The 22,663-nt window shown below is 69.7% G+C and carries 16 protein-coding genes and 1 tRNA gene; 4 read left to right on the forward strand and 13 right to left on the reverse strand.

Annotated elements, in window-relative coordinates:
• Positions 1–96: 96 nt before the first annotated feature.
• The 4 genes from WMF17_RS12725 to WMF17_RS12740 are packed head-to-tail and all read right to left on the reverse strand — an operon-like array spanning position 97 to position 5,008.
• The gene (locus tag WMF17_RS12725; RefSeq protein WP_437649623.1) at positions 97–1,206 is read right to left on the reverse strand and encodes a DUF4340 domain-containing protein; all 1,110 of its coding nucleotides are present in this window, start codon (positions 1,204–1,206) and stop codon (positions 97–99) included.
• Positions 1,207–1,232: 26 nt separating this feature from the next.
• On the reverse strand, positions 1,233–3,074 hold the full coding sequence (locus WMF17_RS12730) for a GldG family protein (RefSeq protein ID WP_437649625.1): 1,842 nt from the start codon (positions 3,072–3,074) through the stop codon (positions 1,233–1,235).
• Positions 3,075–3,083: 9 nt separating this feature from the next.
• Positions 3,084–3,818 carry an ABC transporter permease gene (locus tag WMF17_RS12735; RefSeq protein ID WP_437602313.1) on the reverse strand — a complete coding sequence of 245 codons (735 nt, stop codon included), beginning with the start codon at positions 3,816–3,818 and terminating at the stop codon, positions 3,084–3,086.
• 5 nt (positions 3,819–3,823) lie between these two features.
• Positions 3,824–5,008 (reverse strand): ATP-binding cassette domain-containing protein, encoded by a 1,185-nt coding sequence (locus WMF17_RS12740; RefSeq protein ID WP_437602314.1) that lies wholly within the window; start codon positions 5,006–5,008, stop codon positions 3,824–3,826.
• A 440-nt stretch (positions 5,009–5,448) separates the two neighbouring features.
• Here WMF17_RS12740 and WMF17_RS12745 point away from each other — a divergent pair, with 440 nt between their 5' ends.
• Both WMF17_RS12745 and WMF17_RS12750 read left to right on the forward strand, forming a co-directional pair.
• Positions 5,449–6,696: an aspartate kinase gene (locus tag WMF17_RS12745; RefSeq protein ID WP_437602315.1), complete on the forward strand. Its 1,248-nt coding sequence runs from the start codon at positions 5,449–5,451 to the stop codon at positions 6,694–6,696.
• A gap of 83 nt (positions 6,697–6,779) precedes the next feature.
• The gene (locus WMF17_RS12750) at positions 6,780–7,205 is read left to right on the forward strand and encodes a hypothetical protein (RefSeq protein WP_437649627.1); all 426 of its coding nucleotides are present in this window, start codon (positions 6,780–6,782) and stop codon (positions 7,203–7,205) included.
• A gap of 42 nt (positions 7,206–7,247) precedes the next feature.
• On the opposite strand, the gene WMF17_RS12755 is transcribed toward WMF17_RS12750, so the two are convergent.
• The 6 genes from WMF17_RS12755 to WMF17_RS12780 all read right to left on the reverse strand — a co-directional run bounded on the left by WMF17_RS12755 (position 7,248) and on the right by WMF17_RS12780 (position 14,130).
• Positions 7,248–7,640: a DUF4150 domain-containing protein gene (locus WMF17_RS12755; RefSeq protein WP_437579845.1), complete on the reverse strand. Its 393-nt coding sequence runs from the start codon at positions 7,638–7,640 to the stop codon at positions 7,248–7,250.
• A 23-nt stretch (positions 7,641–7,663) separates the two neighbouring features.
• Complete coding sequence (locus tag WMF17_RS12760; RefSeq protein WP_437649628.1) at positions 7,664–8,350, reverse strand: DUF3540 domain-containing protein; 687 nt, start codon at positions 8,348–8,350, stop codon at positions 7,664–7,666.
• 18 nt (positions 8,351–8,368) lie between these two features.
• Positions 8,369–9,433, reverse strand: coding sequence for a pentapeptide repeat-containing protein (locus WMF17_RS12765; RefSeq protein WP_437649630.1), 1,065 nt, complete (start codon positions 9,431–9,433; stop codon positions 8,369–8,371).
• A complete protein-coding gene (locus WMF17_RS12770; RefSeq protein WP_437649632.1) occupies positions 9,420–12,086 on the reverse strand; it encodes a DUF2169 family type VI secretion system accessory protein in 2,667 nt (888 codons plus the stop codon). The genes WMF17_RS12765 and WMF17_RS12770 overlap by 14 nt, the downstream gene beginning before the upstream one ends.
• 181 nt (positions 12,087–12,267) lie before the next feature.
• Positions 12,268–13,863, reverse strand: a complete 1,596-nt coding sequence (locus WMF17_RS12775) for a TROVE domain-containing protein (protein WP_437649634.1) — start codon at positions 13,861–13,863, stop codon at positions 12,268–12,270.
• A gap of 133 nt (positions 13,864–13,996) precedes the next feature.
• A tRNA-Arg gene (locus tag WMF17_RS12780) sits at positions 13,997–14,130 on the reverse strand.
• Positions 14,131–14,867: 737 nt separating this feature from the next.
• Here WMF17_RS12780 and WMF17_RS12785 point away from each other — a divergent pair.
• A complete protein-coding gene (locus WMF17_RS12785) occupies positions 14,868–16,001 on the forward strand; it encodes a hypothetical protein (RefSeq protein WP_437649636.1) in 1,134 nt (377 codons plus the stop codon).
• A 206-nt stretch (positions 16,002–16,207) separates the two neighbouring features.
• Here the strand turns inward: WMF17_RS12785 and WMF17_RS12790 are convergent, their stop codons facing one another.
• Positions 16,208–18,451 (reverse strand): type VI secretion system Vgr family protein, encoded by a 2,244-nt coding sequence (locus tag WMF17_RS12790; RefSeq protein ID WP_437649638.1) that lies wholly within the window; start codon positions 18,449–18,451, stop codon positions 16,208–16,210.
• A 40-nt stretch (positions 18,452–18,491) separates the two neighbouring features.
• Complete coding sequence (locus tag WMF17_RS12795; protein ID WP_437649639.1) at positions 18,492–19,295, reverse strand: hypothetical protein; 804 nt, start codon at positions 19,293–19,295, stop codon at positions 18,492–18,494.
• A gap of 389 nt (positions 19,296–19,684) precedes the next feature.
• Here WMF17_RS12795 and WMF17_RS12800 point away from each other — a divergent pair, with 389 nt between their 5' ends.
• Positions 19,685–20,404 (forward strand): hypothetical protein, encoded by a 720-nt coding sequence (locus WMF17_RS12800; RefSeq protein WP_437649641.1) that lies wholly within the window; start codon positions 19,685–19,687, stop codon positions 20,402–20,404.
• Between the two features lie 99 nt (positions 20,405–20,503).
• Here the strand turns inward: WMF17_RS12800 and WMF17_RS12805 are convergent, their stop codons facing one another.
• On the reverse strand, positions 20,504–22,600 hold the full coding sequence (locus WMF17_RS12805; RefSeq protein ID WP_437649642.1) for a S9 family peptidase: 2,097 nt from the start codon (positions 22,598–22,600) through the stop codon (positions 20,504–20,506).
• Positions 22,601–22,663 lie beyond the last annotated feature (63 nt).

Raw genomic sequence — 22,663 nt, forward strand, 5'->3', positions numbered from 1 at the left:
ATTCGCGTGGCGCTGGCGGTAGGCCATGTCGGTGCACAAAAAGCGAAGAGGCGCCGGTCTCCCGGCGCCTCTCTGTCTCACGCGCGATGTTGCCGGCTACTCGCCGTCTTCCATGCCGGGCATGCCCGGCATGCCGGGCATGCCCATGTGGCCAGCCGCCTCGTCCTCGTGGGGATTGCCCCCCTGCTTGTCGTCCTTCTTCTCGGACTTCTCGAACCGCTTCGGGTCCGCGAGGGCCCAGTCGGCCGACCACGACGAGAGCACGTAGATCGTGCCGTCGCCGCCTTCTTTCACGGCGTAGCGGCTCGACGCCTTCGCGGTCTTACCCACCTTGATGGTGAAGTCGCCCGCGTTGTCCTTGAGCTTGATCGTGATGGTGCCGCCGTTCGTGGTCGGGGCGTCGAGCCCGGTGTCGGCCTCGGACTTGCCGTCGCCGAAGTCCTCGGCGCCGAGGCCCTTGAAGGCGCGGAGCAGGTCCTTCACCTTGTCCGCGTCGAACTTCGCCCACTTCGCGGAGGCCGCGCCGAGCTTGCCGCTCTTGTCGCGCGGCGCGAACGTGCCGGCCCACTTGTCGTCGTTCTTCGAGAAGCTGAACAGGCCGTTCTTGTTCTCCACCGAGACCTGGATCGCGTTCTCGTCCTCGAACTTGAGGATCGAGTTCTCGCGCCAGTTCTTCGCCTCCCGCGTGTAGAGGTAGCTCGAGTAGCCGCCCGCGACGTAGACGCCGTCCGTGCCCTCGACCCGCGCCATCTGCCCGCGCGACCCGCTCTTGCCGAAGTACAGGTCGAGCGCCTTCTCGTCGCCCTTGTGCGCGACAAGGCGGACCGCCTTCTCGTCGGTGAGCTCGTACTGGCCGTAGGTGCCGCTCGTCCTGTCGATCACCTCCTTCAGCTTGAGCTCCTTCATGTTGTCGAGGAGGCTCCGCACGTTCGCCGCGTTCGCCTTCGCGTTCACGGGCTTCGTGACCTCCCACGTCTCGCCCTTCTTCTCGAGCGTCACGTCGGACTTGTCGGCGTTCTTGATCGAGATCTTCGTGATCTTCTCGACGTCTTCCTTCGAGATCCCGACCTTGGGCAGATCCGCCGTCGCGGCGGTCACCGAGTGCGCGGCGAGCTGGTCCTTCTGCCGCTTCTGCGTGAGGTACACGCCGACGCCGAGGAGCGCGAGGACGACGAACGCGATGTAGATTTTGTGCTCGGTCTTCATGGCTCTTTCACCCCATGGGGTCTGGCTCAGTCGAGCGTGATGTTCTCGCGTGCGCTCTCGCGCCGCCGCCACCGGACGATGCCGAACGCGGCGAAGAAGACCGCCGGCAGGAGCGTGAGCGTCCACTGCACGCGCTGCTGCACGGTCTTGCGCTCCGCCCGGTACTCCTCGGCCTTCTTGGCCAGCGTGGCCTCGTCGTCCGTGGCGTCCTGCTTCGGCTTCTCGATGTCGGCGTAGGTCAGGTTTGTGTCACCGAACATCTTCGCGGTCGCAGCGAGCAGCGTGCTGTCCCCCGCCATCCAGTCGAGGGTGTTCTTGAACGTCAGGATGGTGGCGGTCAGGTACTTCTGCGCGTAGGGCTGCGACAGCATCAGGAGATCCTCGTCTCCGCCCATCCCGCCCATCATCTGCATCTGCGGCGGCATGGGGGGCGCGTTGCCGGCGCGGGCGAACGGGTTCGCGAGGAACTGCGACGCCGAGAGCACGAGGATCCGGCTCCGGTCCGCGCTCTCCGCGGGCGCACTGATCCCGAGCCCCTCCTGGCCGCCGAAGGCGCTCTTGAGCTTGCCCTCGACCGTCACCGCGATCGCGCGCTGCGCGTACTCGCCCTTCGGCTTCCAGTCGGCCGAGAACTTCATGTCGACGGCCTCGGACGTGTCGACCGTGGTCTTCGGGGTCGAGCGCGCGACGACCTTCATCGTCGCCTCGGGCTGCTTCTCCGGGTGCGGCACGAGGGTCGACGGGAAGGGGAAGGCGAGCTCGGGGAGGCGGAAGAAGCCGGGGAACGACGAGTCGAGGATCTGCTCGTTCTCCTCGAAGCGGCTGTCCTCCTGGAGCTGGAGGATGCCCGGCGCGCGGAACCACATCATCTGGCCCGACTGCGTCTGGACCGGGATGGCCATCGAGCGGCTCCAGTCGAGGATCGCCTCCTTCTTCATCTCGACGCCGTAGCCGTCGAGCAGCTTCTCGAGGCCCCAGGTGTTCAGCGTCGCCTTCATCGACGGGTCGGACGCCTTGAGGTTCACCGCGCCGGCGAACACCGCGAGCGACTTGTTGCCGAGCATCAGGAACTGGTCGACGCGGCGCAGCTCCTTCTCGGTGAACTCCTTGCCCGGCTGCGTGATGACGAGGCCGGCGAGCTCCTTGTTGACCTCGGCGTCGCCGCCCTTCAGGTCGACGTCCTCGAACTTGTAGAACGGGAAGTGGTGCTCGAGCAGCGCCCGCATCGACGGGCCGCCCCGGCCGCCCTGCGACGCGACGAGGTTCGGGTCCGTGAGCTTGATCTCGTCCTTGCCGGTCACGACGCCGATCTTTGTATCGATGCCGTCCGCCTTGTCGCGGATCTCCCGGATGGTGTTCGTGATCCAGAACTCGAGGCCCTGCCCCTGGTCGGGCGAGAGCATCGGGATCGCCTCCTTCTCGCTGCCGTACTTGAAGGCGATGCCCATGAACCCGCGGGTGATCGTCGCCTGGTCCTGGCCGGTCTCGCTCCCCTCGCCGAACGCGGCCTCCTGCAGGCCCGCCTCCTTGGCGGCGGTGCGCTGCTCATCCGTCTTCGCCTCGATGAGCGCGTAGTGGAGCTTGCCGTTGGAGGCCTGCTCGTACTCGTTCATCAGGTCGGTGAGGTCCTGGATGAACGCCTCGTGCTTCGGGAGCCCCCGGGTGACGTAGACGTCGATCTGGAGATCCTGCTTGAGCCCCTCGCGGACGAGGTGGGCCGAGCCCTTCGAGAGGGTGAACCTCTCGGCCTTCGTCATGTCGAAGCGCTTGTAGACGCCGAGCGAGATGACGTTGGCCGCCACGAGGATGGCGGCCACGATGGCCAGATAGACGCCTGTCTGCGTCGCGGCTTTGGCTTTGCGTTCCATGGTTAGTCCTTACGCCCACTTCCTGCGCTCGAGCGCCCTGAACGCGGCCATGAGGCAGCCTGCGGTGATCGAGAGGAAGAAGACGATGTCGCGGGTGGACACCATGCCGCGCGCGAACGGCGTGAGGCGGGTGTCGAAGCTGATGAAGGAGAGGACGTCGCGGAAGGCCGACGGGGCGTAGTCGGCGAAGTTGTCCACGCCGTGCAGGAAGGCGAGCACCAGGAAGGTGATGAAGAAGGCGATCACCTGGCTGTCGGTCAGCGACGAGATGAGGAGGCCGATCGAGACCGCCGCCGCGCTGTAGAGCACGAGGCCCACGTAGCCCGCGACCACCGGCCCGCTGTCGAGCGCGCCGAGGTGCCAGGGCCACATGAACATCATGATCGGGTAGAGGATGGTCGAGAAGACGAGCACGAGGACGAGCCCCCACGCCCCGAGGAACTTGCCGAGGACGACCTCGTGGTCCTGCACGGGCAGGGTGATCAGCATCTCGAGCGTGCCGCTCCGCTTCTCCTCGGCGAGGAGGCGCATCGTGATCACGGGGATGATGAGGAAGGAGAGCCCTATCGGCGCCCACGAGAACAGCTGCACGAGCGAGGCGCGGTCCGCCTGCCAGAAGCCGCCGTTCATGAAGAAGAAGATGACGCCGAGCGCGATCAGCCCGAAGCAGATCACGACATAGGCCAGGGGGGAATCGAAGTTGGAGCGGAACTCCCGCTTCGCGATGGTCAGGGTGGTGCTCATACCGTTCAGCCCTTCTTCTTGGCCGGCGCTTCGTCGTCGGCGCCTCCGTCCTCGGCGCCGTCGCTCTTCGCCTCGTCGCTCTCGTCGCCGGCGCTGTCCTCGTCCTCGTCGTCCTCGTCGTCCTCGTCGTCCTCGGCGTCGTTTTCGTCATCGAGGTCGTCGGTGATCAGGGCGCGGCCGCGGTCCTTGCGCTCGTCGCCGCGCGTGAGCGCCTTGAACACGTCCTCGAGGCTCTGCGAGTCGCGCCGCATCTCGAGGAGGAGCCAGCCCTTCTGCACGATGAGCTGGAAGAGCTCGGGCCGGACGTCGCCGCCGAGCGCGCCGAGGAGCTGGAAGCTGTGGGCGTTGTCGTCGGTCGGCAGCTCGGTGACGCTCGTGACGCCGGGCAGCCCGGCGAGCGCCTCCTGGACCTCCTGGGCCGTCGGGGGCTTGCGCGCGCCCGACCGGTAGCCCTCGCCGCCCTCGAAGACCTTCTTCTCGTGGACGGTGACCACGTACCGGACCTTCCCGCTCTTGGAGCGGATCTCGTCGAGGGGGCCGTCGGCGACGACGCGCCCCTTGGAGACGATGATGGCGCGGGCGCAGGCGGCCTCGACCTCGGAGAGGTTGTGGGTGGAGAGGAGGATCGTCCGCTCCTTGCCGATCTCCTTGATGTAGCGGATGACCTCCGCCTTCTCGTTCGGGTCGAGGTCGCTCGTCGGCTCGTCGAGGATGAGGATCGGCGGGTCGTGGACGAGCGCCTGACCGAGGCCGACGCGCTGGCGGTAGCCATGGGAGAGGGTGCCGATGTCCTTGCCGAGCACCTGGGCGAGGCCGCACACCTCGACGATCCCCTTCATCCGCTTCTTGAAGAGCGACGGATCGAGCCCGCGCATGTCGGCGACGAACGACAGGTACTCCCAGACGTTCATCTCGCCGTAGAGCGGGGCGCGCTGGGGCAGGTACCCGAGCTTGCGCCGGACATCGAGCGGGTCGTCGAAGACGTCGTAACCGTGGACGCGCGCCGTCCCGGCCGACGCCGAGATGAAGCAGGTGAGGATGCGCATCGTCGTCGACTTGCCGGCCCCGTTCGGTCCGAGGAAGCCGACGACCTCGCCGCGATGGACCTCGAAGCTCACCTTGTCGAGCGCGCGCAGCGACCCATAGCGCTTGGTCAGCGAGCTCGCCTCGATCATCACATCGCTAGCCAAAATGACCTCCTTAGATGGTTCCTTGAGAAGCGGAGCGGGTGCTCCGCGGTTCGCCCCTGGGCGATCCCCCCCGCCCTGGCGGGCGGCCGCGCCGTCGTGACGCCCTGGATCGCCCATTACCCAGGCGAATGGCGGCGCCATCGTAGCGACGGGTGGATCTGTGTCAACAGCGCCGACCCGAAGCGGTTGAGCCGCGGGTTTATTCCCGGCCGGCGGGCCTTGCACGGGGCGTGGTGGTTCAGGGGTTCCACGGTCGGGGTTGGGGTGGCGGCGGTGCTTCCGGTGCCTGGCCTGGGCGCGCTGTGCTCGTCTGCTCCGCGGTGCTTTCGCGTGCGCTGCGGCGCTGTCGCGTGCTCCGCGAAGCTGTCGCGTGCTCCGCGAAGCTGTGGAATTTCCTCTTGACCCGGGCGTCCACGTTGGACTAGTTGGCCACACCTCGCGTGAGCCTCATCGTCCAGAAGTTCGGCGGCACGTCCGTCGGGTCCATCGAGCGCATCCAGCGGGCGGCCGCGCGGGCGCTCGCCACACAGCGGGCCGGTCATGACGTCGTGGTCATCGTGAGCGCGATGGCCGGCGAGACGAACCGGCTGCTCAAGCTGGCGTCGGACATCGCGCCCGTGCCTGACGCGCGGGAGATGGACGCGCTGGCGGCGACCGGCGAGCAGGTCTCGGCGGCGCTGATGGCGATCGCGATCCAGGCGCTGGGGGGCCAGGCGCGGAGCTTCCTCGGTCACCAGCTGAAGATCCTGACGGACAGCGCCTACACGAAGGCGCGGATCAAGGCGATCGACGCCCAGCGGCTGCACGAGGCGCTGGCGGCGGGGAAGATCGCGGTCGTCGCCGGCTTCCAGGGCGTGGACGACGCGGGCAACATCACGACGCTCGGGCGCGGCGGCAGCGACACGAGCGCCGTGGCGATCGCCGCGGCGGTGGGCGCCGAGTGCGAGATCTACACGGACGTCGACGGCGTTTACACGACGGACCCGAACATCTGCAAGACGGCGCGGAAGATCGAGCGGATCAGCTACGAAGAGATGCTGGAGCTCGCCTCGCTGGGCGCGAAGGTCCTTCAGATACGGAGCGTGGAGGTTGCGATGAAGTATGGTGTCCCGGTGCACGTGCGGTCGTCGTTCTCGGACGTGCCGGGCACGTGGGTCGTCGGCGAGGAGCAGTCGCTCGAGAGCGTGACGGTGACGGGCGTGGCCCTCGACCGGAACGAGGCGCGGGTGATGCTGGTCGGCGTCGACGACAAGCCGGGCGTCGTGGCGCAGATCTTCGGCGCGCTGGCCGAGGAGAACATCAGCGTCGACATGATCATCCAGAACGCGCCGAGCTACGGCCTGGAGGCGCGCGGCGCGTCCGGCGAGGTGAGGGCCGACGTGACGTTCACGGTCGGCAAGGCGGATCTTCCCCGGGCGAAGGTCGTGATGGAGAAGATCGCCGGCGGCGTGGGCGCGGTGGGGATCCGTTACGAGGAGGACATCGTGAAGGTGTCGATCGTCGGCCTCGGGATGCGCGCGCACGCAGGCGTGGCGGCGCGGATGTTCCAGCTGCTCGCGGCGGAGGCGATCAACATCCAGGCGATCTCCACGAGCGAGATCAAGATCTCGTGTCTGGTCGGGACGAAGTACGCTGAGCTCGCCGTCCGTGCGCTGCACGATGGCTTCGGGCTCGGCGCCAAATCGTAACGAAAATCGTGCTACCGTCGTAGCGCGCTCGCCGTGAGCGGCCGCCGACACTGTCGGTGAGGCTGCTCGCGGCGCGTTGCGTTATGGCGTCGCGATCGCTCCGCGAGGAGCGCGCTGGCGAGGTGGTGAAGCTCAGCTCACCCACCGAGAAGGATTTCCATCACGCGTGGGGCGGAGTGAAGGTCCGGCTGGAGGGAACGCTCTCCCCGGTGCTCCGGACCGATACCATGGGCGAGCAGACCGTCGCGGGGGCCCATGGGAATATCCACCTCAACAGCGGACCCGAGGGCGGGCTCGTTCATGTGGGCAACGAGGCCTATTACATCGGCGGCGCGCAGAGCGCTTGCCACGAGGGACCGGTCTACTCGGATGTGAACGTCGTGTTCAATCGAGTCGACGGTTTCATTCATAACAACTCCTGTATCTGGAGCTTGCAGCCGGCGAACAAGTGCACGGACATCGATCCGCCGAGCGAGGACTGCATCGCGGAGGAGTCGATGTGCCCCTGACGCTGTACACCGCGCCTCGTTTGCGTGCTGTCCCGACCTCCCTCACGGCGCCAGCATCAGCACCTTCACCTGGCTCGGCACGACCCTCATCCCCGGGCAGTTCGTGCTGTTCTGGAGCGACATGCTCGTCAGCCTGCTCGCCGGCATCCCGCGGATCAGCACCGTGAAGGCCCCGGTCAGGTGGCGGCTCGGCCCCATCACCGTGCCCGACGCGACCCCCATCGCGACCCCGGCGTTGTCCCCGTTCGTCAGCGGGATCGTCGTCGCCAGGTTGTGGGCCGGCGCGGCCATGAACAGCACGTTGTAGACCGCGGGCACCCCCATCGGGCCGGCGGCGATGTTCGGGTAGGGCACGGGCACCGGCGCGGGCGAGGGCGTCAAGCACACGTCCGGCAACCCCAGGTCGATGCCCATCATCTGCGTGTTGGCAAACATGGCTTCCTCTGCTCCCGTTCAGCTCAACCGAGGTGGATCTGCGCGCCGTCGAGCTTGACCAGCTCCTCGGCCGTCACGAGGGTGTTCTCGCCGCGCAGGCTCATGTTCTTCTTTGCCACGTAGTCGACGCGCTCCGCCCGGAGCTGCTCGAACTCCTCGACGAAGCGGTACACCCGCTTCAGCCGCTGCGTCACCCGCTCCACGGAAGCGTCGAACGCCGCCGCCTTCACCTTGACCTTGTCGATCTCGGCCTGCACCGCCGTCCCGAGGTACGACAGGCTCTCCACGAAGACGCTGCCGAGGCGCGCGTTGACCTTCAGCTCGCCGGCCACCACCCCCACCTCCTTGCCGGACGCGAACGTCACGCCCTCGGCGGCGCCGACGACGAACCGCCCTCTGGGCAGCTTCACGTGCAGATCCCCTTCGAGCACCAGGCTGACGTCGCTGCCCTGCCGCTCCAGCACGGCCAGGATGTACGCGCCGCGCTCCGGCAGCACCGAGACGAGCACCACGTCGCCGGCCATGGGCTCGACCATGCAGCTCACCGCGCGACGTGCCTCGATCTCGGCGGCGCCGGAGGCCACCACGAACGCACCGCCCTCCGCGCGCATAACGCGCCCCGCCTCCTGGTAGGCAGCCTCGGGCTCGATCTCCTCAATCTTCGCGAGCTTCTCGATCTTCGCGAGCTTCCTCGCAACGTTGTTTCGCATCACGCCTCCCGCGCCGGCTCAGCCGGCCTTGCCTCGAAGCTTGTCCTGCCAGGCCTCCGCCTCGGCGAGCGGCTCGTCATCGCCCAGGGCGAGCGCGCGGCCGGTGAAGACGGCCCCCTCGTCCCGCGTCCGGTGAAGGCGCGCCCGGAAGAGCGCGGCCCCCGTGAAATCCGCCCCCCGGACGTCGGCGTGGGAGAAGTCGGCGTACGTGAGCTCCGCGCCCGGGAACCGGGCGCGCTCGCAGCGCGCGCGGTGCCAGAGGCTCTGCTCGAGGCTGGCCCTCGAGAGATCGGCGCCCTCGAGCTCGGCGTCGACGAAGATCGCCTGCTTGAGCCGCGCGCCGCGGAGGCTCGCGCCGCTCAGGTCGGCCTCGACGAAGATCGCGCCCTCCGCCCTGGCGTCGTCGAGCCGCGCGCCGGTGAGCTTCGCGCCCTTGAAGCCGCACTGCGTGAGGGTCGCGCCGGTCAGGTTCGCGCCGGTGAGATCCGCCTCGGTGAACTGGCTGAGGGTGAAATCGAGCCCCGAGAGATCCATGCCCGCGAACCGGCTGCCGATGAAGACGACGCTCCGGCAGCGCGCCCCGGCCAGCGCGACCGTCGTCATGTCCGCCTTGATGAGGTGCGTGAACTCCAGCCGAGCGCCCGAGAGATCCAGGTGCGCCACGTTCGCGTCGACCAGCACCGTGCGATCCAGGCTCGCGCGCGCGAGCCTCGCGCCTGCGAAGCCCGACTGCGCGAACGCCGCGATGATCAGATCCGCCTCCGAGAGATCGGCGCACGACAGATCGGACGCGGCGACCTGCGCCGCCGCCCAGCTCGTCCGGACCAGCTTCGCCCGCGCGAGCACGCACCGGTGCATCGCCACATGGTGCAGGTTGGCGCCGGTCAGATCCGCTTCCCTGAAGTCGCACGCGGTGAGGATCGACTCCTTGAACGAGGCCCCGGCGAGGCGCGCCCCCTGGAAGCTCACCTGCTCGAAGAGCCCGCCCGAGAGGTCGGCGCCGCTCAGGTCCTGCCCGTCCAGGCAGGCGCCCGAGATCGTCTCGCCGCCCTGGATCGCCGCGATGAGCTCAGCCCTGTCCACGTTGCCTCCGCGGCACGAACCGCACCTCCCGGACGTTCGCCTCCTCGAAGCGCGTCCGCTCGTCGCCGAGCACCTTCGCGAGATCCGCGCGGAAGAGGTTGGCCCCGGTGAAATCGGCGCCCATGAGCTTCGCCTTCTGGAGGACGCCCAGCATCAGATCGGCATACGTCAGATCGGCGTCCGACAGCTCGGCTCGGATGAACCGCGCCTCTCGCGCCGCGATCCAGGCCATCCTGGCGCCGCGCAGGTCGCAGTCGCTGAGGTCGCTGCCGTTCATCTGCGCCTCGGTGAAATCGGCGCCGGCGAGGCTCGCCCCCCGGAGGTTCGCGCCGCTCAGCGTGGCGCCGCGGAAGTCGGCGCCGTCGAAGGCGCACGCCTTGACCATGCGCAGGTTCTCCGCGAAGGCGCCCCGGAACACGGCGCCTCGACCCTCCGACGAGAAGAAGGCCGTCGAGATCAGCCGGGCGCCCGAGAGATCGACGCCGCCGAGCTTGCACTCGATGAAGGTGGACCGCGAGAGATCCGCGCCGGTGAGCTTCGACCCCGCGAGATCGACCCGCAGCAGCGTGAGCAGCTGCGCCAGCGCGTCCGAGAAGTCGTTGTCGCCCAGGGTGGCCTCGGAGAGGTCGGCCAGGGTGAGCTCCGCGCCGCGAAACGATGCCCCCGTGAGGTCCGCCCGGTAGAGCACGGCGCCGGAGAGGTCCGCGCCGGAGAGGTCGGCGCCCCGGAGCGTCGAAAGCCCCAGGTTCGCGTCCTCGAGCCTCGCGCCCCGGAGCGTGGCCCGGGAGAGGTCGGCGTGGGCGAGGACCGCGCGTTCCAGATCGGCGTCCTCGAGGTCGGCGCCCGCGAGGCTCGCGCCCTCGAGCAGCGCGCCGGTGAGGATCGCCCCGCGGAGATCGAGGCCGGAGAGGTCGGCGCCGGTCAGATCGCGGCCGGCGAGCGAGCGCCCCGCGCGATGCGCTTCGATCACCTCGTCGCGGAGGCGCCGCGCGGCCTCGCCGGCGAGCCGGCCGGCCGCGGGGCCGAAGTGCGCGGTCTGCCGGTATCCCTCCAGCACCTGCGCTTCCATCTCGGCGAGCTTCCGATCGAAGGCGGGATCGGCGAGCGTCTCCTCGAGCGCGGTGTCCGGATAACCCGCGTTCGCGAGCAGCGCCGCGAGATCCTCCAGCCGCTCGCGCTCGGCCTTCGCCGAGAACTTCGGCGGGCCGGCCGCCTGCTTCATCGCGTCTGCCGCCAGCGCGTCGTAATCCATCCCGGCCGCGGCGTAGGCCGCGCGCGCCTCGGCTTCAGCGCTCGCCCGGCGGCCCTCCGCCTCGGCCCGCTCCCGCTCTGCGCGCGCCTCCAGCGCCTCGACGAACGGCCCCAGCTCCTCGATGTCGGGGATGACCTCGTCCACGGCCGGCTCCTCGGCCTGATCGAGACCGAACTGCGCCGGGTCGAGCCCGAGCTCCACGACGGTCGCGTGCGCCTTTCGGCGGTTCGCCTCCGCCCTGCGCCGCGCGCCGTCCTGGAGGTTCTTCCGGAGGAGATCGTCGCTCTCCAGCAGCCGCTCGACGTCGGACTTGTCGCGCGGCGGCCGCGCTCCCGACGGCAGCGGCGGCAGGAGATCGCCGTCGCGCAGGGCCGCGAGGTGCCCCGCCTCGGGGTCGAGCCGCTGCCTCAGCACCTCGCGGTAGTGCTCCCCGGCCCTCGGCTCCCCGAGCGTCTCTGCGCCGATCACGATCTGCAGCACGTCGGCCGCGTCGTCCTCGTCGACGAGCGCGATGCCCCGGAACAGGAGGACCCCGCGCTCGGCGTGAGGAAAGAGGTGCACGGTCTCGAGGTGCATCGCGATCTCGCTGAACGTCTCCGTCTCCCCGCTCTTCCGGTTCATGAACGCGCGCGTCGCGATCCCCGGCAACGCCGCCTCGATCACCGGCTTTTCCGGGTGCATGTGCTCCAGCACCATCGGCTCGTCGCCCCGGAAGAACCCCTGGATCTGCTGGTCCTCCGGCGCGGCGTTGAACATGCCGAGATCGGTGTCCTCGGCGAAGCCGGGGAACCGCTCCTTGAGCCACTTCTGGTCGTACGTGCCGATCTTGGCGAAGCGCTGCGGCCACATGAGGTCGATCGGGCCGAAGCCCGCGGGCGCAGGTCGATCGCCCGGCGACGTGATCAGCGGCTTCGGCAGCTCGATGTTCGGGAGCGGGTGGGTCTCTCCCGCCTCGGTCTCGATCGGCTGGGCCCCCTTGCCCACGGGGTTCGGCGCGAACCCCGGGCCGCCGAAGGCGCGCTCCCAGACTATGGGCATCGAGGTGAACGGCTCCGGCTCGGTGGGGACGCCGCGCCGCCACGTCCTGTCGCCGATGACGTAGAGCGTCTTGTCCACCGCGCCGAGCCGCGCCCTCACCGCGCAGGCCGGCGCCCGGCCCTCGCGCGGGTAGGCTCGCCCGGAGATCAAGAGCTCTCCTCTCGGCTTGGGCATGCCCATGTCGAGCACGGCGTCCCTGCCGAGCTCGGCCGCGGTGAACTTCCAGAGATCGATCTCGGACAGCAGGGCTGCTCCGGGGTCGAACGAGAAGAAGGCCAGGACGGTGACCGACAGATAGCAGTCGCTTCCATCCTCGAAGACCCTGTGGAGGAGGCCGAGCTTCTGGGGCTTGATCGTCTTCATGGGAAAGGGAGGCGCGCCGCGGGAGCGCTGGCCCACGGCCCCCGTGCCGAGGGGATGCGAGGCCGTGGGGCCAGCCGAGGATCAGGGTCGCCGCGGGCCATGCCGCGGCGGCACTGTCACCGAGCCGCCCGCGTCCGTCAATGCGGCGGCCGGAGACCCGGCAGGGTTCCGGCGCGCGCCGCTACGCCTGCGCCATCGCCGCGGCGAAGCGCAGGAGCCCCTCGCCCCAGCCGCCGAGGATGTACGTGCGATCGTAGAACTCGGGCATGAGGGTGTCCTGGTAGCCGGCGACCTGCACGAGGAACACGCGCACGTCGCGGTGCACGCGCGCGCGGTACGCCGCGACGAGCTTGGCCACGTCGATGTACTGCTCGTTCCAGGCGAAGTCCGCGTAGTCCTTCGGTCGCTTACCGTAGAGGCCGCCGTGGCCGGCCTGCATGTCGCTCAGCACGAACACCGCGTCCCAGCGTTGCCGCTCGCGGATGGCGCGATCCCAGAACAGCCACACGCCGTTCTCGGTCGCCGTGCCGATCGTGCGGGCGATCTGCTCGGCGCGGTCGAGCTGGGAGAACACGCTCTCTTTCCTGCGCACGGCGAAGCTCTCCAGCCGGTCGCCGAACACGCCGAGGTGCCCGTCGTCGGCGCGCATCCCGGCCACGACGCCCGTGAGGTTCGCGATCGTGGAGATCCGCATCGTGCCGAGGCTGCTCGTGGTCGTGCCCTGCGCCGAGCCGCTGTTGTCAGAGAGCACCATCACCCGCCCGGGGAAGAACGGCACCTGGCCGAGGGAGCGGTGCAGGCACTGCTCCACCGCGTCCAGCACGGCGCCCGGCGCGCAGGCCTTCACCGCCTGATAGGCGCTGTAGTACCGGAAGGGCAGCTGCTTGCCCTCGGCGGCCGTCGCGACGAGCTTCGGCAGGAACACGTCGGTCGGCACGCCCGCCTCGATGAGGTTGCGCAGGTTGCGCAGCAGGGCCATGTGGCCCATGGCCGGCAGCGCCTTGCGCCACGCGCACCGGTTCGAGCCGCGGGCCGAGACGATCGCCTCCCAGGTGCGGCCTGTCGCGCGGAGCGTGCCCTTCGCGAGGCGGTCGACGCTCGGGCTCTTCGGGTGCACGAGGTTCACGACGTCCACGGTCTTGCTCCCCTTGCCCTCGAGGCGGTACTTCGCGAGGGCGTGATCGTCGAGGCGCTGCAGCGCGTCGCGCAGCGCGCGCTTCAGCGCGTTCGGCACCGGCTTGCCGAACCGGTAGAGCTGGTACGCGAGGGCGACCGCCGGCTCGTCCGCGCGCTTCAGGATGCCCGGCGCGAACCGGCGCACGAGGCCGGTTCCGCGGACCGAGGCGGTGTTCGCCGCGCGCACGAGGATGACCTGGGGCGTCGTGCGCAGGTGCTCCTCCTCGCGCAGCCGCGCCGCCTCGGCGAGCGTCGCCTCCGGATCGGCCGCGAGCGCCTCGTCGATGGCCCGCTCGATCAACGCCGCCGGCGAGAGCGCGCGCCACTCGGCAGGATCCACGGCGCCGAGCGTCTCGCGCAGGCGCCTCACCTCCGCGTCCGAGAGGCGGGCGCTGTCTTCCGCCTTCTTCCTGGTCTTCGCCGGGCGCGGGTCCGCCGGGTCGCGGTGGTAGTACATGGGCTCGCCGAAGAAGCACGACGAGGCCGCGAGGCGGAGGCGCTTCAGCGGATCGGCGATGTCGTAGGAGCGCCCGCCCATCCAGTTCAGGTGGGAGGCGCCGTCGCGCTGAGCCTTGCGCTTGAGATGCTGAAAGAAAGCCATGAGGACACCTCCTTCCTCGACGCACGCGCGGCGAGGGGTCGAGAGATCGGGCGCAGCGCGGAGGATGGTGGTCACGGGGGTTGTCGTTGTTGGACGAAGGAACCGTGACGCTCACTGCCGCGCTGCGCCCTTGTGCCAGAGGCGGGACTCGAACCCGCGACCTCGTCCTTAGGAGGGAAGTAACCCCGGTTCTCACTGCCGGCGCTCATCGCGCCGGAGAACACCGTCCGGAGTTGTTTGCGCGCTCTACCGCTGAGCTACTCTGGCGTGGACGCTGAGGGGGTATTGCAGGGAGGATGCCAGCCGGCCTCGGGCGGGGATTTCCGCGAGGAGCCGTGGGGGACGAGCGCGGGGCCAGGGGGAGGCCTATCCTGGAGGATAAATTTGTAGATGGGGGGATAGAGAGGTGGGCGCGCCGCCGCGCGGGCACGGGCGAGCTGCGGCCGGCGGAGCTCCCGCCGTCCGGCCGGCGGCGTGCGGTGGGGCCGGGGGTTGGGTGTATCGAGGGCGGACGGCCGGGGGTGGGGCCGGCGCGGCGCCGGCCGGATGGCGCGCAGGGGGCCGGGAGGTCGCGACCGCGGCGGGCGCTCGTGACGAGCGAGCGCGGAGGTCGCGACCTGGCGCGCCGCATCTTTTCGACGGAACTGCGAGGTCGCGACCGATGGCTCAGCATAATTTTGAAGGAATTGCGAGGTCGCGACCTGGCGCGCCGCATCTTTTCGACGGAACGGAGAGGTCGTGACCTATCGCACGGCATGATTTCGACGGAACTGCGAGGTCGCGACCTATCGCACGGCATGATTTCGACGGCGCGGAGAGGTCGGGACGTGTCGCAGTGCATGATTTCGACGGCGTGGAGAGGTCGGAACGTGGGCGGGGGCTGTGAGACGAGGGGGCGGCCAGGGGCGCGACCTCCCCAGGGGCTGCGGAGCGAGGGGGAGTATCGCGTGTCGTGATCGAGGTTGCGGTGCGCGCCGGCCAGCGTTCGTGCGGGCTGTCGCTTCGTGTACAGTTCGCGCAACGCGCCCGAGCGCGCCGTCGATCTCCAGGACAGGATGAGCACAGCGACCGTCGAGTTTGCCGGCATCGAGCTCCTCAGCCCGTGCCCCCACTGCAGCGCGCCGATGGCGGTCAACACGCTGACCGACCGGTGCCGCTGCTCGAGCTGCCTCATGGAGTCGGCGCTGCCGCCGCCGGTCTGGGACGAGGCGCTGCGCGGCGTCGAGAAGGACGTTGTGCAGTTCGCGCCCGGGTACCTGCGGCACGGCCCGGCGTGGGGCGAGGGGGGGCCGCCGCCGGGGCCGCACGTGGAGTGGCAGCGCGGCCACGACGCGCCGCCGTGCCCGCGCTGCCAGCGGCCGATGCGCCTGGCGCCGCAGGGGGGCTGCGTCTGCGCAGCGTGCGGCGCGGGGCGAGCGATCCTGCCGAAGCCGCCGTGGCTTCCGGAGAACAGCCCTGTTCTGGGCTTCGTGAGCGACGAGCCGGCCGTGGCCGAGGAGCGGCCGCGCGAGCCCGTGCACGTCTCCTGCACCCAGTGCGGCGGGCCGCTCGTGGCGGATGGGTCGAGCCGGATCGTGCCGTGCGGCTACTGCTCGGCGCGGGTGGCATTGCCGGATGCGGTCTGGGCTGCGCTCCACCCGCCGCGCATCAAGAGGCGGTGGTGGCTCGTCGTCCATGTCGTCGCTGACCCGCGACGAGAGCCGGCGCGACCCGACCTGTTTGGAGAGCCTGCGCTTTGGGTTGTCCTCATGGCCGTGCTGGTGCTGCCGTGGCCTGGCATGCTTCTCTTGGCTCTACTGGATTGGCGAGTGGAAGTTGCTGCCGCCTGTCTACTCACTACGATTGCCGTCATCGTCGCCCTTTGGCTCCGAGGGCGTTGGCTCTACCGAACTATCTGCCGCCCCGAATGCGAAGTCGTGGGCCGCCTGGTTGGTCCTTGGCGCTTGCGGTACACCGCCAGGGTGCTTCTCACGAAGCCCCATCAGCCGGACGTCGTTCTAGCAAGTGCAGTTCTACGGCACGTCAGTGCAGAACGGTTCGCCGAACTCGGCGGTGACGGTGGCAAGGTCCGCGCATGGATGGTGCCCGGAAGAACAGATCGGGTTCACGTCGAGGCGATGCCTTCTGTGCTGGAGTAGGGGCTTTATTTGATCGGGCTGTGCAACCATGTCGCTACACCCGGTTGAGCTCGATGCGTCAGGATCTGTCCGTAGAGGAACTTGATTTTGCGCTTCGGGCAGCGCTGTTCTCGCGACCCTCCGGCCCAATTCACGTCGATGTCGTGAGGCGTTGGGGTGGATGACCACGAAGGACCGGTGACTCATGTTGCGAGGCGTGGGCCACCTCACGCGATCGAAAAGATGCCCGTGAGCATCGCTCGAACGGCGTTCTTGTCAATATGGGTTGCGGCAGTCTTCATGTTGACGGCATTGTTCTGCATCTTGAAGCCGGCGAAATCGACCTTGAAGACGGTTATGTCCATTTTCTGAATTCCGATGTTGATGCTCCGGCCGAAGGTCTTTGTTTCGGCAATTACTCCTTTCATATCCAGGCCGATGAACGCCGACTTGTACCAGGTCCTCTCGTTCCAGCTCGCGATCACCGTGTCCACTAAGCCTTTGGTTTCCTTGTGGCTCCCCGCGTTGGTGACCTTGAACTCCGGCGCGTCGATCACGAAGCTCGGCGCCTTGATGTAGCCGCCCCCGCTGAGCGTCCACTTGAGCCCCTTCGTCTCCCAGTCGAGCGCGCCGACCCTCCACTTGACGTCCCCGCCCTCCTGCTCCGCCGTCCCGAACTTGTCCTTGTGCAGCCCCTCGACGGTCGTCTCGAGGCGCTTGAAGTCCTCGTCCACGGCGCCGGCCTTCGTGTGCTTCTTGCCCGCCATCTCGGTGTCCTGGCTGGCGTAGCGCTCGACCACGGCCTCGGCGGTCGTCTCCTGCTTCCCGCCGATGGTCGTCGTCAGGGAGGTGTCGTAGTCCTCCTCGACCGCGCCCTCGACGTGGTCGTCGCGCTTGCCCGCGACGTGGAGCTTCTGGTCGCCGCCCACGTCCACGCCCTGGTTCGCGCCGACCGTGACGACGTTGTCGCGGTGGGCATGGAGCTCGAGCAGCTCCGCGCCCTTCTTGTCCTCCATCATGATCTGGTTGAAGCCGTCGCCGCCGGGCGACGTCTTGCTCTTCCAGATCGAGCGCGTCTTCTCCGCCGGCAGCTTGAGCGGCGAGACGCTCCACGCGTTGTGCAGGCGGCCGACGACGACGGGCTCGTCCGGGTCGCCGTCGAGGTAGGCGATGATGACCTCCTCGTTCACGCGCGGCAGCATCACCATGCCGTAGTCGAGCCCCGCCCAGCCCTGCGAGACGCGGACGAAGCGGGTCGGGTTGCCCTCGTGCAGGTCGCGGCGATCCCACCGGAACTCGACCTTGACGCGGCCGTGCTCGTCGACGTCGATCTCGTCCACGCCGGCCTTGTTGCCGACCACGAAGGCGGTCTGCGTGCCGAAGATGCGCGGCTTCGGCCGGCGCGCAGGACGCCACGGATCGCCCGCAGGCACGCAGACGAGGACGTGCCGCCGCACCGGGTGGCCGTCAGCCCCCGCCGTCACCGTGCAGCGCGACCGGATCACGAGCAGCTGGCCGTTCACGTCGGCGCGCGGGTGCTCCTCGACCGTGAAGCGGCCGCCGGCGCCGAGCGCGAAGCTCGTGTGGCACTCGAAGACCCGCCGCTCCGAGCGGGCCTCTTCCAGGTACCGCTTCGCCAGCGCCTCGCCGTGCTTCTCGGAGGCGGCGGTGAACCTGTTCGTCGTGAACTCGTACCGTTCGAGCGTCGCCTCGCGGACGAAGGCCTTCTGCGAGGTCTCGACCCGCTGATCGAGGACGTACTCGGGCTTCTTGAAGTCGTAATCCCGCACCGTGACCATCGACGTCTCGATCGACGAGGTGATCGCGATGAACGAGACCGTCGGCGCCGCCGCGCTCATCCCGGCGCCCGTCGGCGGCACGAACGGCACCCGGGGCGCGCCGTCGTCGGTGAAGGCCGTGTCCTCGGCGAGCACCCAGTCGCTGCTCCGGGACCCGTGATCGAAGTAGGAGATGAGGCCCTCGTCCGCGAGGGCGCGGAACATGAAATCGAAGTCGGTCTCCCCGTACTGGACGCGGTACTCGCGCGCCGGCCGATCCGGCGAGGCGATGAGCGAGCTCGGCGCCGGGATCCGGCCGCCGTACGCCGACGCCACGACCTCGCAGACATCGTCCGCCGTGAGGTTCTGGATGATGCGGTGATCCGCGGCCCGGGTGCTGAGCCACAGGGGAGGCACGACCGCGAGCTCGTAGCGCGACACACCGGTGGGCTCCGCCGAGAGCTGCCGCACCCGCCGCACGATGCCGTGGACCTTCTTGAGGAAGGGCTCGCCGTCGAGCTCGACGACGATCTCCTCGCCCACCACGCTGGAGAGATCGACCTCCGGATCGGTGGTCACCACGTCGAGCGTCAGCTCGAAGAGATCGTTGAGCGCGTCCCTGTAGTCGAGCTGGTGGACCTCGAAGCCGGTGACTCCGGAGGTGGGGAACGTCAGGCGCACGTCGATGGCCATGGTCGGGTCTCCTCGGGGGTTGCGCCGCCGGGCGCGGCGCTCATCTCGGCTCGTTCGGGCTCTTCCCGGCGGGAGAAGAGCGGGCCCTTTGCTGCCAGTAAAGCTCCTGCCAGCGCTGATGCGCCGCCGGGTCGCGCGCCAGGCGCTCGCGCCAGAAGCCGTCCACCGCGCGGCGCGCCTCGGGCTCCCTGAGCCCGTACTGCGCGAAGAGGGCCTCCGCGCCGGCGGGAGCGACGGCGAGGTCGGCGCAGAGGGACGCGTACTGCTCCAGGGAGAGCGCCGGGGCCGGCGGGGCGCCCGGGGACGCAGCGGGCGCGGCGGGCGCAGCGGGCGCGGCGCGAGCGCTGGACGAGAACGGCAAAGCCGCCTCCGCGGGCGCTCCGGACGTCGGCTGCGTTCCGGTCAAGCTGGTGAAGCCGCGCATGCCTCTGGGCACCTCGGCCATCGCTGCGCCGAGCTGCGCGGGCTGCGGTGGTGCAGGGAGGCCGAACGGCAGCACGGGCGCGGTGGAGGCGGCGTCGGAGGTGGGCTGCGTGCCACGAAGATCGGTGAACTTGCGCATGCCCGGCGGGACGAGCGACGCCGGGTCGGCCGGCGCCGCGCGCAGGAAGCTCGGCACCGCCGGCGCGCGAGGCGGGGCAGGGTCGCCGGTCGGTCGCGGCGCGGGGGGCTCGCCCGGCTCGGGGGGCGCAGATGCCTCGGGTGCAGACGCCTCCGCGCGAGCCCCGCCGGGCTTCGCCACGCGGGCGTGCGCCGCCGCCTCCGGCGGCAGCGCGCGCGGCCGGGATCGAGATGCGTTGGGCGACGGGATCATCAGCAGGCTCTTGAGTTGTTTCGTGATCATCGCTGTCGTCTGTCCCGCCGCCGCTCCGACGCTCTCCAGGCCGGCTGCGTTCGTGGCTGTCCACGACAGGTATCATGATGCTGGTGTTTCGGCGCGAGAACGCACAGCACCGGGCGGGCGCCGCGCCCGCGGCTTTGCCGCGAAGGCGCGCGGCACCGGCGCTGCGCCCGGTTGGCGTCCCCAGGAACGTGCAGCGCCGGCGCCGCGCCAGGTTCCGCTCAGGCTGGATGCCCTCGAGAGCATTTGTTTCCGACGGCGCTCACCGGTGTGCGCGCCACGACCCGACGGCTTCTGTCTCGTCGCGGCCCACGAAATTCCCTCCCGCCGCTCGCGCGCCTCGGGTAGAGAGCTCTGGCTGGGTCCGCCTGTTCCGCGGTGGAGTTGCCCCCATGTCCGATTCCTACATCTACCAGCGCGATATTCAGGCTTACGGCCGCTTCACCGCGTCGCAGATCCGGACGCTCGTCCTGCCGGTCGATGCGGGCTTCCAGCAGGCCTTGCGCGCCATCACGGCGCGGCTCGACGCCGCGACGGAGGCCTTGCGCAAGGCGATGCTGGACGCGATCGCGGCTGCGGTGGCGGCCCCCGCGTCCAGCACCTCGAGGAGAGGCCAGGTCGATCCGGTCGCGAAGGGCCGCGACCTGCTTCGCCGCCTCGTCGAGCACGCCGCGTCTCGGCCCGGCGGCGCCGCGCTCGCGCGCGACATCCTTCAGGGCGAGACCCTCGCCACGGTGCTCCGCCGCCGCCCCGCGAAGCTCGCCGCGGCGATGGCGCATGCGGTCGAGGTGGTCGAGCAGCGCAAGCGTCAGCTGCCAGAGCACGAGGCATGGGCGGCTGAGCTGAAGCGCTCGCGGGACGCCCTCGAGCCGCTCATCCGGAGCGTGCGCAAGACCCGGATCGCCCGCCGCACGATGACCCCCGAGGTGATGGCCGCGCGCGCCGAGTGGCTCAACATCTATGGCGCGGCGAAGCTCCTCGTGGAGTGCGTACTCCGGCTCCACGGCAAGGTGTCCCTGATGCCGCAGATCTTCGACGACCTCGCGGACGCGTCCCGCGTCACCGACGAGCCGGCCGCCCCTGCGCAGCCTCCGGCCGCCAGCGCCGCCTGAGGGCTCCTCTCCGGCGCCAGCCGCATCCGACACGCTCGCCTCGGGCCGGGCAGCTCGGATCTGCCCCCCGCGCCGCGCAAACAGACCTGGAATAAGCGCCTACCGCCCCCCGAGGTGCGTCCGGAAGAACCGCACAAGGTGACCGTACTGGAGCACCTGGTTGTCCCGCTTCTGCGCCCCATGCCCCTCGTCGGCGAACAGGATGAGCTCGGACGGGATCTTCTTCGCCTCCAGCGCCCGCTGGATCTGCACCGACTCGCCAGCAGGCACGCGCGGATCCGTCACCCCCTGCACGATCAGCAGAGGCGCCTTCACCCGATCAAGGTACGTGATCGGCGAGAGCTTGATCAGCGCGTCCCGGTCCTTCTCGGGATCACCGTACTCCGAGATCCGGAGGATGCGCCGGTAAGGCGCCGTGTTCTGGAGGAACGTCACCAGGTTGCTCATGCCGACGACGGCCGCGCCCGCGTCGTAGGCGCCGGCGAACATCGTCATGCCGAGCAGCGCGGAATAGCCGCCGTAGCTGCCGCCGAAGATGCCGACCTTCGGCGGCCGGCCCTCGTGGCCGAAGCTCGCCCTGACGAACTTCGCCGCGTCCTCGATGTCGGTGATGATGTCGAGCCGCTTCGCGCCGTCGTCGGCGTGCAGCCACGTCTTGCCGTAACCGTCGCTCCCCCGGACGTTCGGCTCGACGAACACGAACCCCGCGTCCACGAAGATCTGCGCACGCGCGCTGAACCCCGCCCTGATCTGGCTCTCCGGGCCGCCATGGAAATGGACGATCACCGGACAAGGCCGCTCGCACCGGGCAGGGCGCCGCACGAACATCGGGATCTGCGTCCCGTCGCGCGCCGGATAGGACTCCAGCGTGGCCGCCGCGAACGCGTCCGGCGCGATCTCGGGCATGCTCGGGGTGTGCCACTGCGTCAGCTTGCCAGTCGTCCAGTCGAGGACATAGCTCGCCGCCGGCGCCCTCGAGGTCTCCAGGAGCAGCGTCGTGAACCGGCCATCCGGCGTCGTCGCGACCGGCACCACATGATCCGCCGCGGGGAGCGCAGGGAGCTTGACCTCGCGGTGCGACCTCGCGTCGAGCGCGCGCAGCCGCGTGTGGCCCCGCTCATTCACGGTGTAGAGGATCCTCTTCCGCGCCCTGTCGATGGAGAAGGCGCTGACGTCGAACGGGAGCTCCGGCGAGATCGGCGTGAGCTTGCCCGCCTTCCAGCTGTAGAGCCGGCGGTACTCCCCGAGGCGCGGCGTGAGCACGAGGACCTCGCCGGGCGCCGCTCCATACATGGCCCTGTAGTCCTCGCGCTCGCCCTGCCCGAAGAGGGGAGTCAGCGCTCCGGCCGCAGGATCGGCCTTCGCGGCGCCCTGCGCGCCGGGCGCCCACTCGTAGAACTCGCTCATGTTGGAGCCGACGTCCCTCGCGAGCAGCAGGCGGCCGCCGGCCGCGGCATCCACGGCGCGCCAGATGCCCTCGCGATCGAAGACGAGCTCGCGCTGCTTCGACGCGATGTCATACCGGTAGATGGCATACGCGTCCTTCTTGACGTCGTTGGCCCGGTAATAGACGTGCCGCCCGTCGTCGGAGACGAACTGCAGCTGCGTCTGCACGCCAGGCTTGTGCTGGATGGCGAGGAGCGGGCCGCCCTTCACGTCCTGCAGGTAGAGCCCGGGGTTCTCCTCGCCCTTGCGATCGCGCGAGAGGACGAGGTGCGCGCCGCCGGGCGTGACGTCCTGCACCACCGTCGGATCCTCGCCGCCCGTCAGCTGCAGCGGGAAACGCTGCGGCCCGTCGAGCCGGAAGACCTGCCTCGTGCCCGTGATCGTCCAGGTGAAGTAGAGCGCCTTGCCATCCGGCCCGAGGACGCCGCCAGAAGGAGCGCGCACGTCGAGCAGCACTTGGATCCGGCGCGACACGTCGTCCGGGAGCGGCGGCGGCGCGTAACGTGCCAGGATCTCAGGAGAAACGCTCGCCGCGCCGTGGCCTTCGTACCCCGGCCGCTCCGGCGCGGGCGCAGGCCGCGGCGCCTCGGCGGAGACCGACGGCACAGACGGCGCGGGCGCCCCGGGCCGGGGTGCGGCCGGCGCGGGCGCCGACGAGGCGGGCGCGCACGCCGCGGAGAGGGAGAGGAGGCCGAGCAAGGAGAGCAGCGCGCCGTCGTGGCGCCGGCGCCGCGTCGAGGGGGACGACATGTGGGACATTTCGCCGGAGAGGCCGCGCGCCGGCAAGGTCAAAGGCCGCGGCGGCGACCGGGA

It is taken from the genome of Sorangium sp. So ce362 (assembly GCF_051519845.1).
GTDB lineage: Bacteria > Myxococcota_A > Polyangia > Polyangiales > Polyangiaceae > Sorangium.

What these genes read in the sequence shown, in the direction of transcription:
- WMF17_RS12725 (WP_437649623.1), bottom strand. Translation starts at nt 1,206, where the DNA reads ATGAAGACCGAGCACAAAATCTACATCGCGTTCGTCGTCCTCGCGCTC.
- WMF17_RS12730 (WP_437649625.1), bottom strand. Translation starts at nt 3,074, where the DNA reads ATGGAACGCAAAGCCAAAGCCGCGACGCAGACAGGCGTCTATCTGGCC.
- WMF17_RS12735 (WP_437602313.1), bottom strand. Translation starts at nt 3,818, where the DNA reads ATGAGCACCACCCTGACCATCGCGAAGCGGGAGTTCCGCTCCAACTTC.
- WMF17_RS12750 (WP_437649627.1), top strand. Translation starts at nt 6,780, where the DNA reads ATGGCGTCGCGATCGCTCCGCGAGGAGCGCGCTGGCGAGGTGGTGAAG.
- WMF17_RS12755 (WP_437579845.1), bottom strand. Translation starts at nt 7,640, where the DNA reads ATGTTTGCCAACACGCAGATGATGGGCATCGACCTGGGGTTGCCGGAC.
- WMF17_RS12760 (WP_437649628.1), bottom strand. Translation starts at nt 8,350, where the DNA reads ATGCGAAACAACGTTGCGAGGAAGCTCGCGAAGATCGAGAAGCTCGCG.
- WMF17_RS12770 (WP_437649632.1), bottom strand. Translation starts at nt 12,086, where the DNA reads ATGAAGACGATCAAGCCCCAGAAGCTCGGCCTCCTCCACAGGGTCTTC.
- WMF17_RS12775 (WP_437649634.1), bottom strand. Translation starts at nt 13,863, where the DNA reads ATGGCTTTCTTTCAGCATCTCAAGCGCAAGGCTCAGCGCGACGGCGCC.
- WMF17_RS12790 (WP_437649638.1), bottom strand. Translation starts at nt 18,451, where the DNA reads ATGGCCATCGACGTGCGCCTGACGTTCCCCACCTCCGGAGTCACCGGC.
- WMF17_RS12795 (WP_437649639.1), bottom strand. Translation starts at nt 19,295, where the DNA reads ATGATCACGAAACAACTCAAGAGCCTGCTGATGATCCCGTCGCCCAAC.
- WMF17_RS12800 (WP_437649641.1), top strand. Translation starts at nt 19,685, where the DNA reads ATGTCCGATTCCTACATCTACCAGCGCGATATTCAGGCTTACGGCCGC.
- WMF17_RS12805 (WP_437649642.1), bottom strand. Translation starts at nt 22,600, where the DNA reads ATGTCGTCCCCCTCGACGCGGCGCCGGCGCCACGACGGCGCGCTGCTC.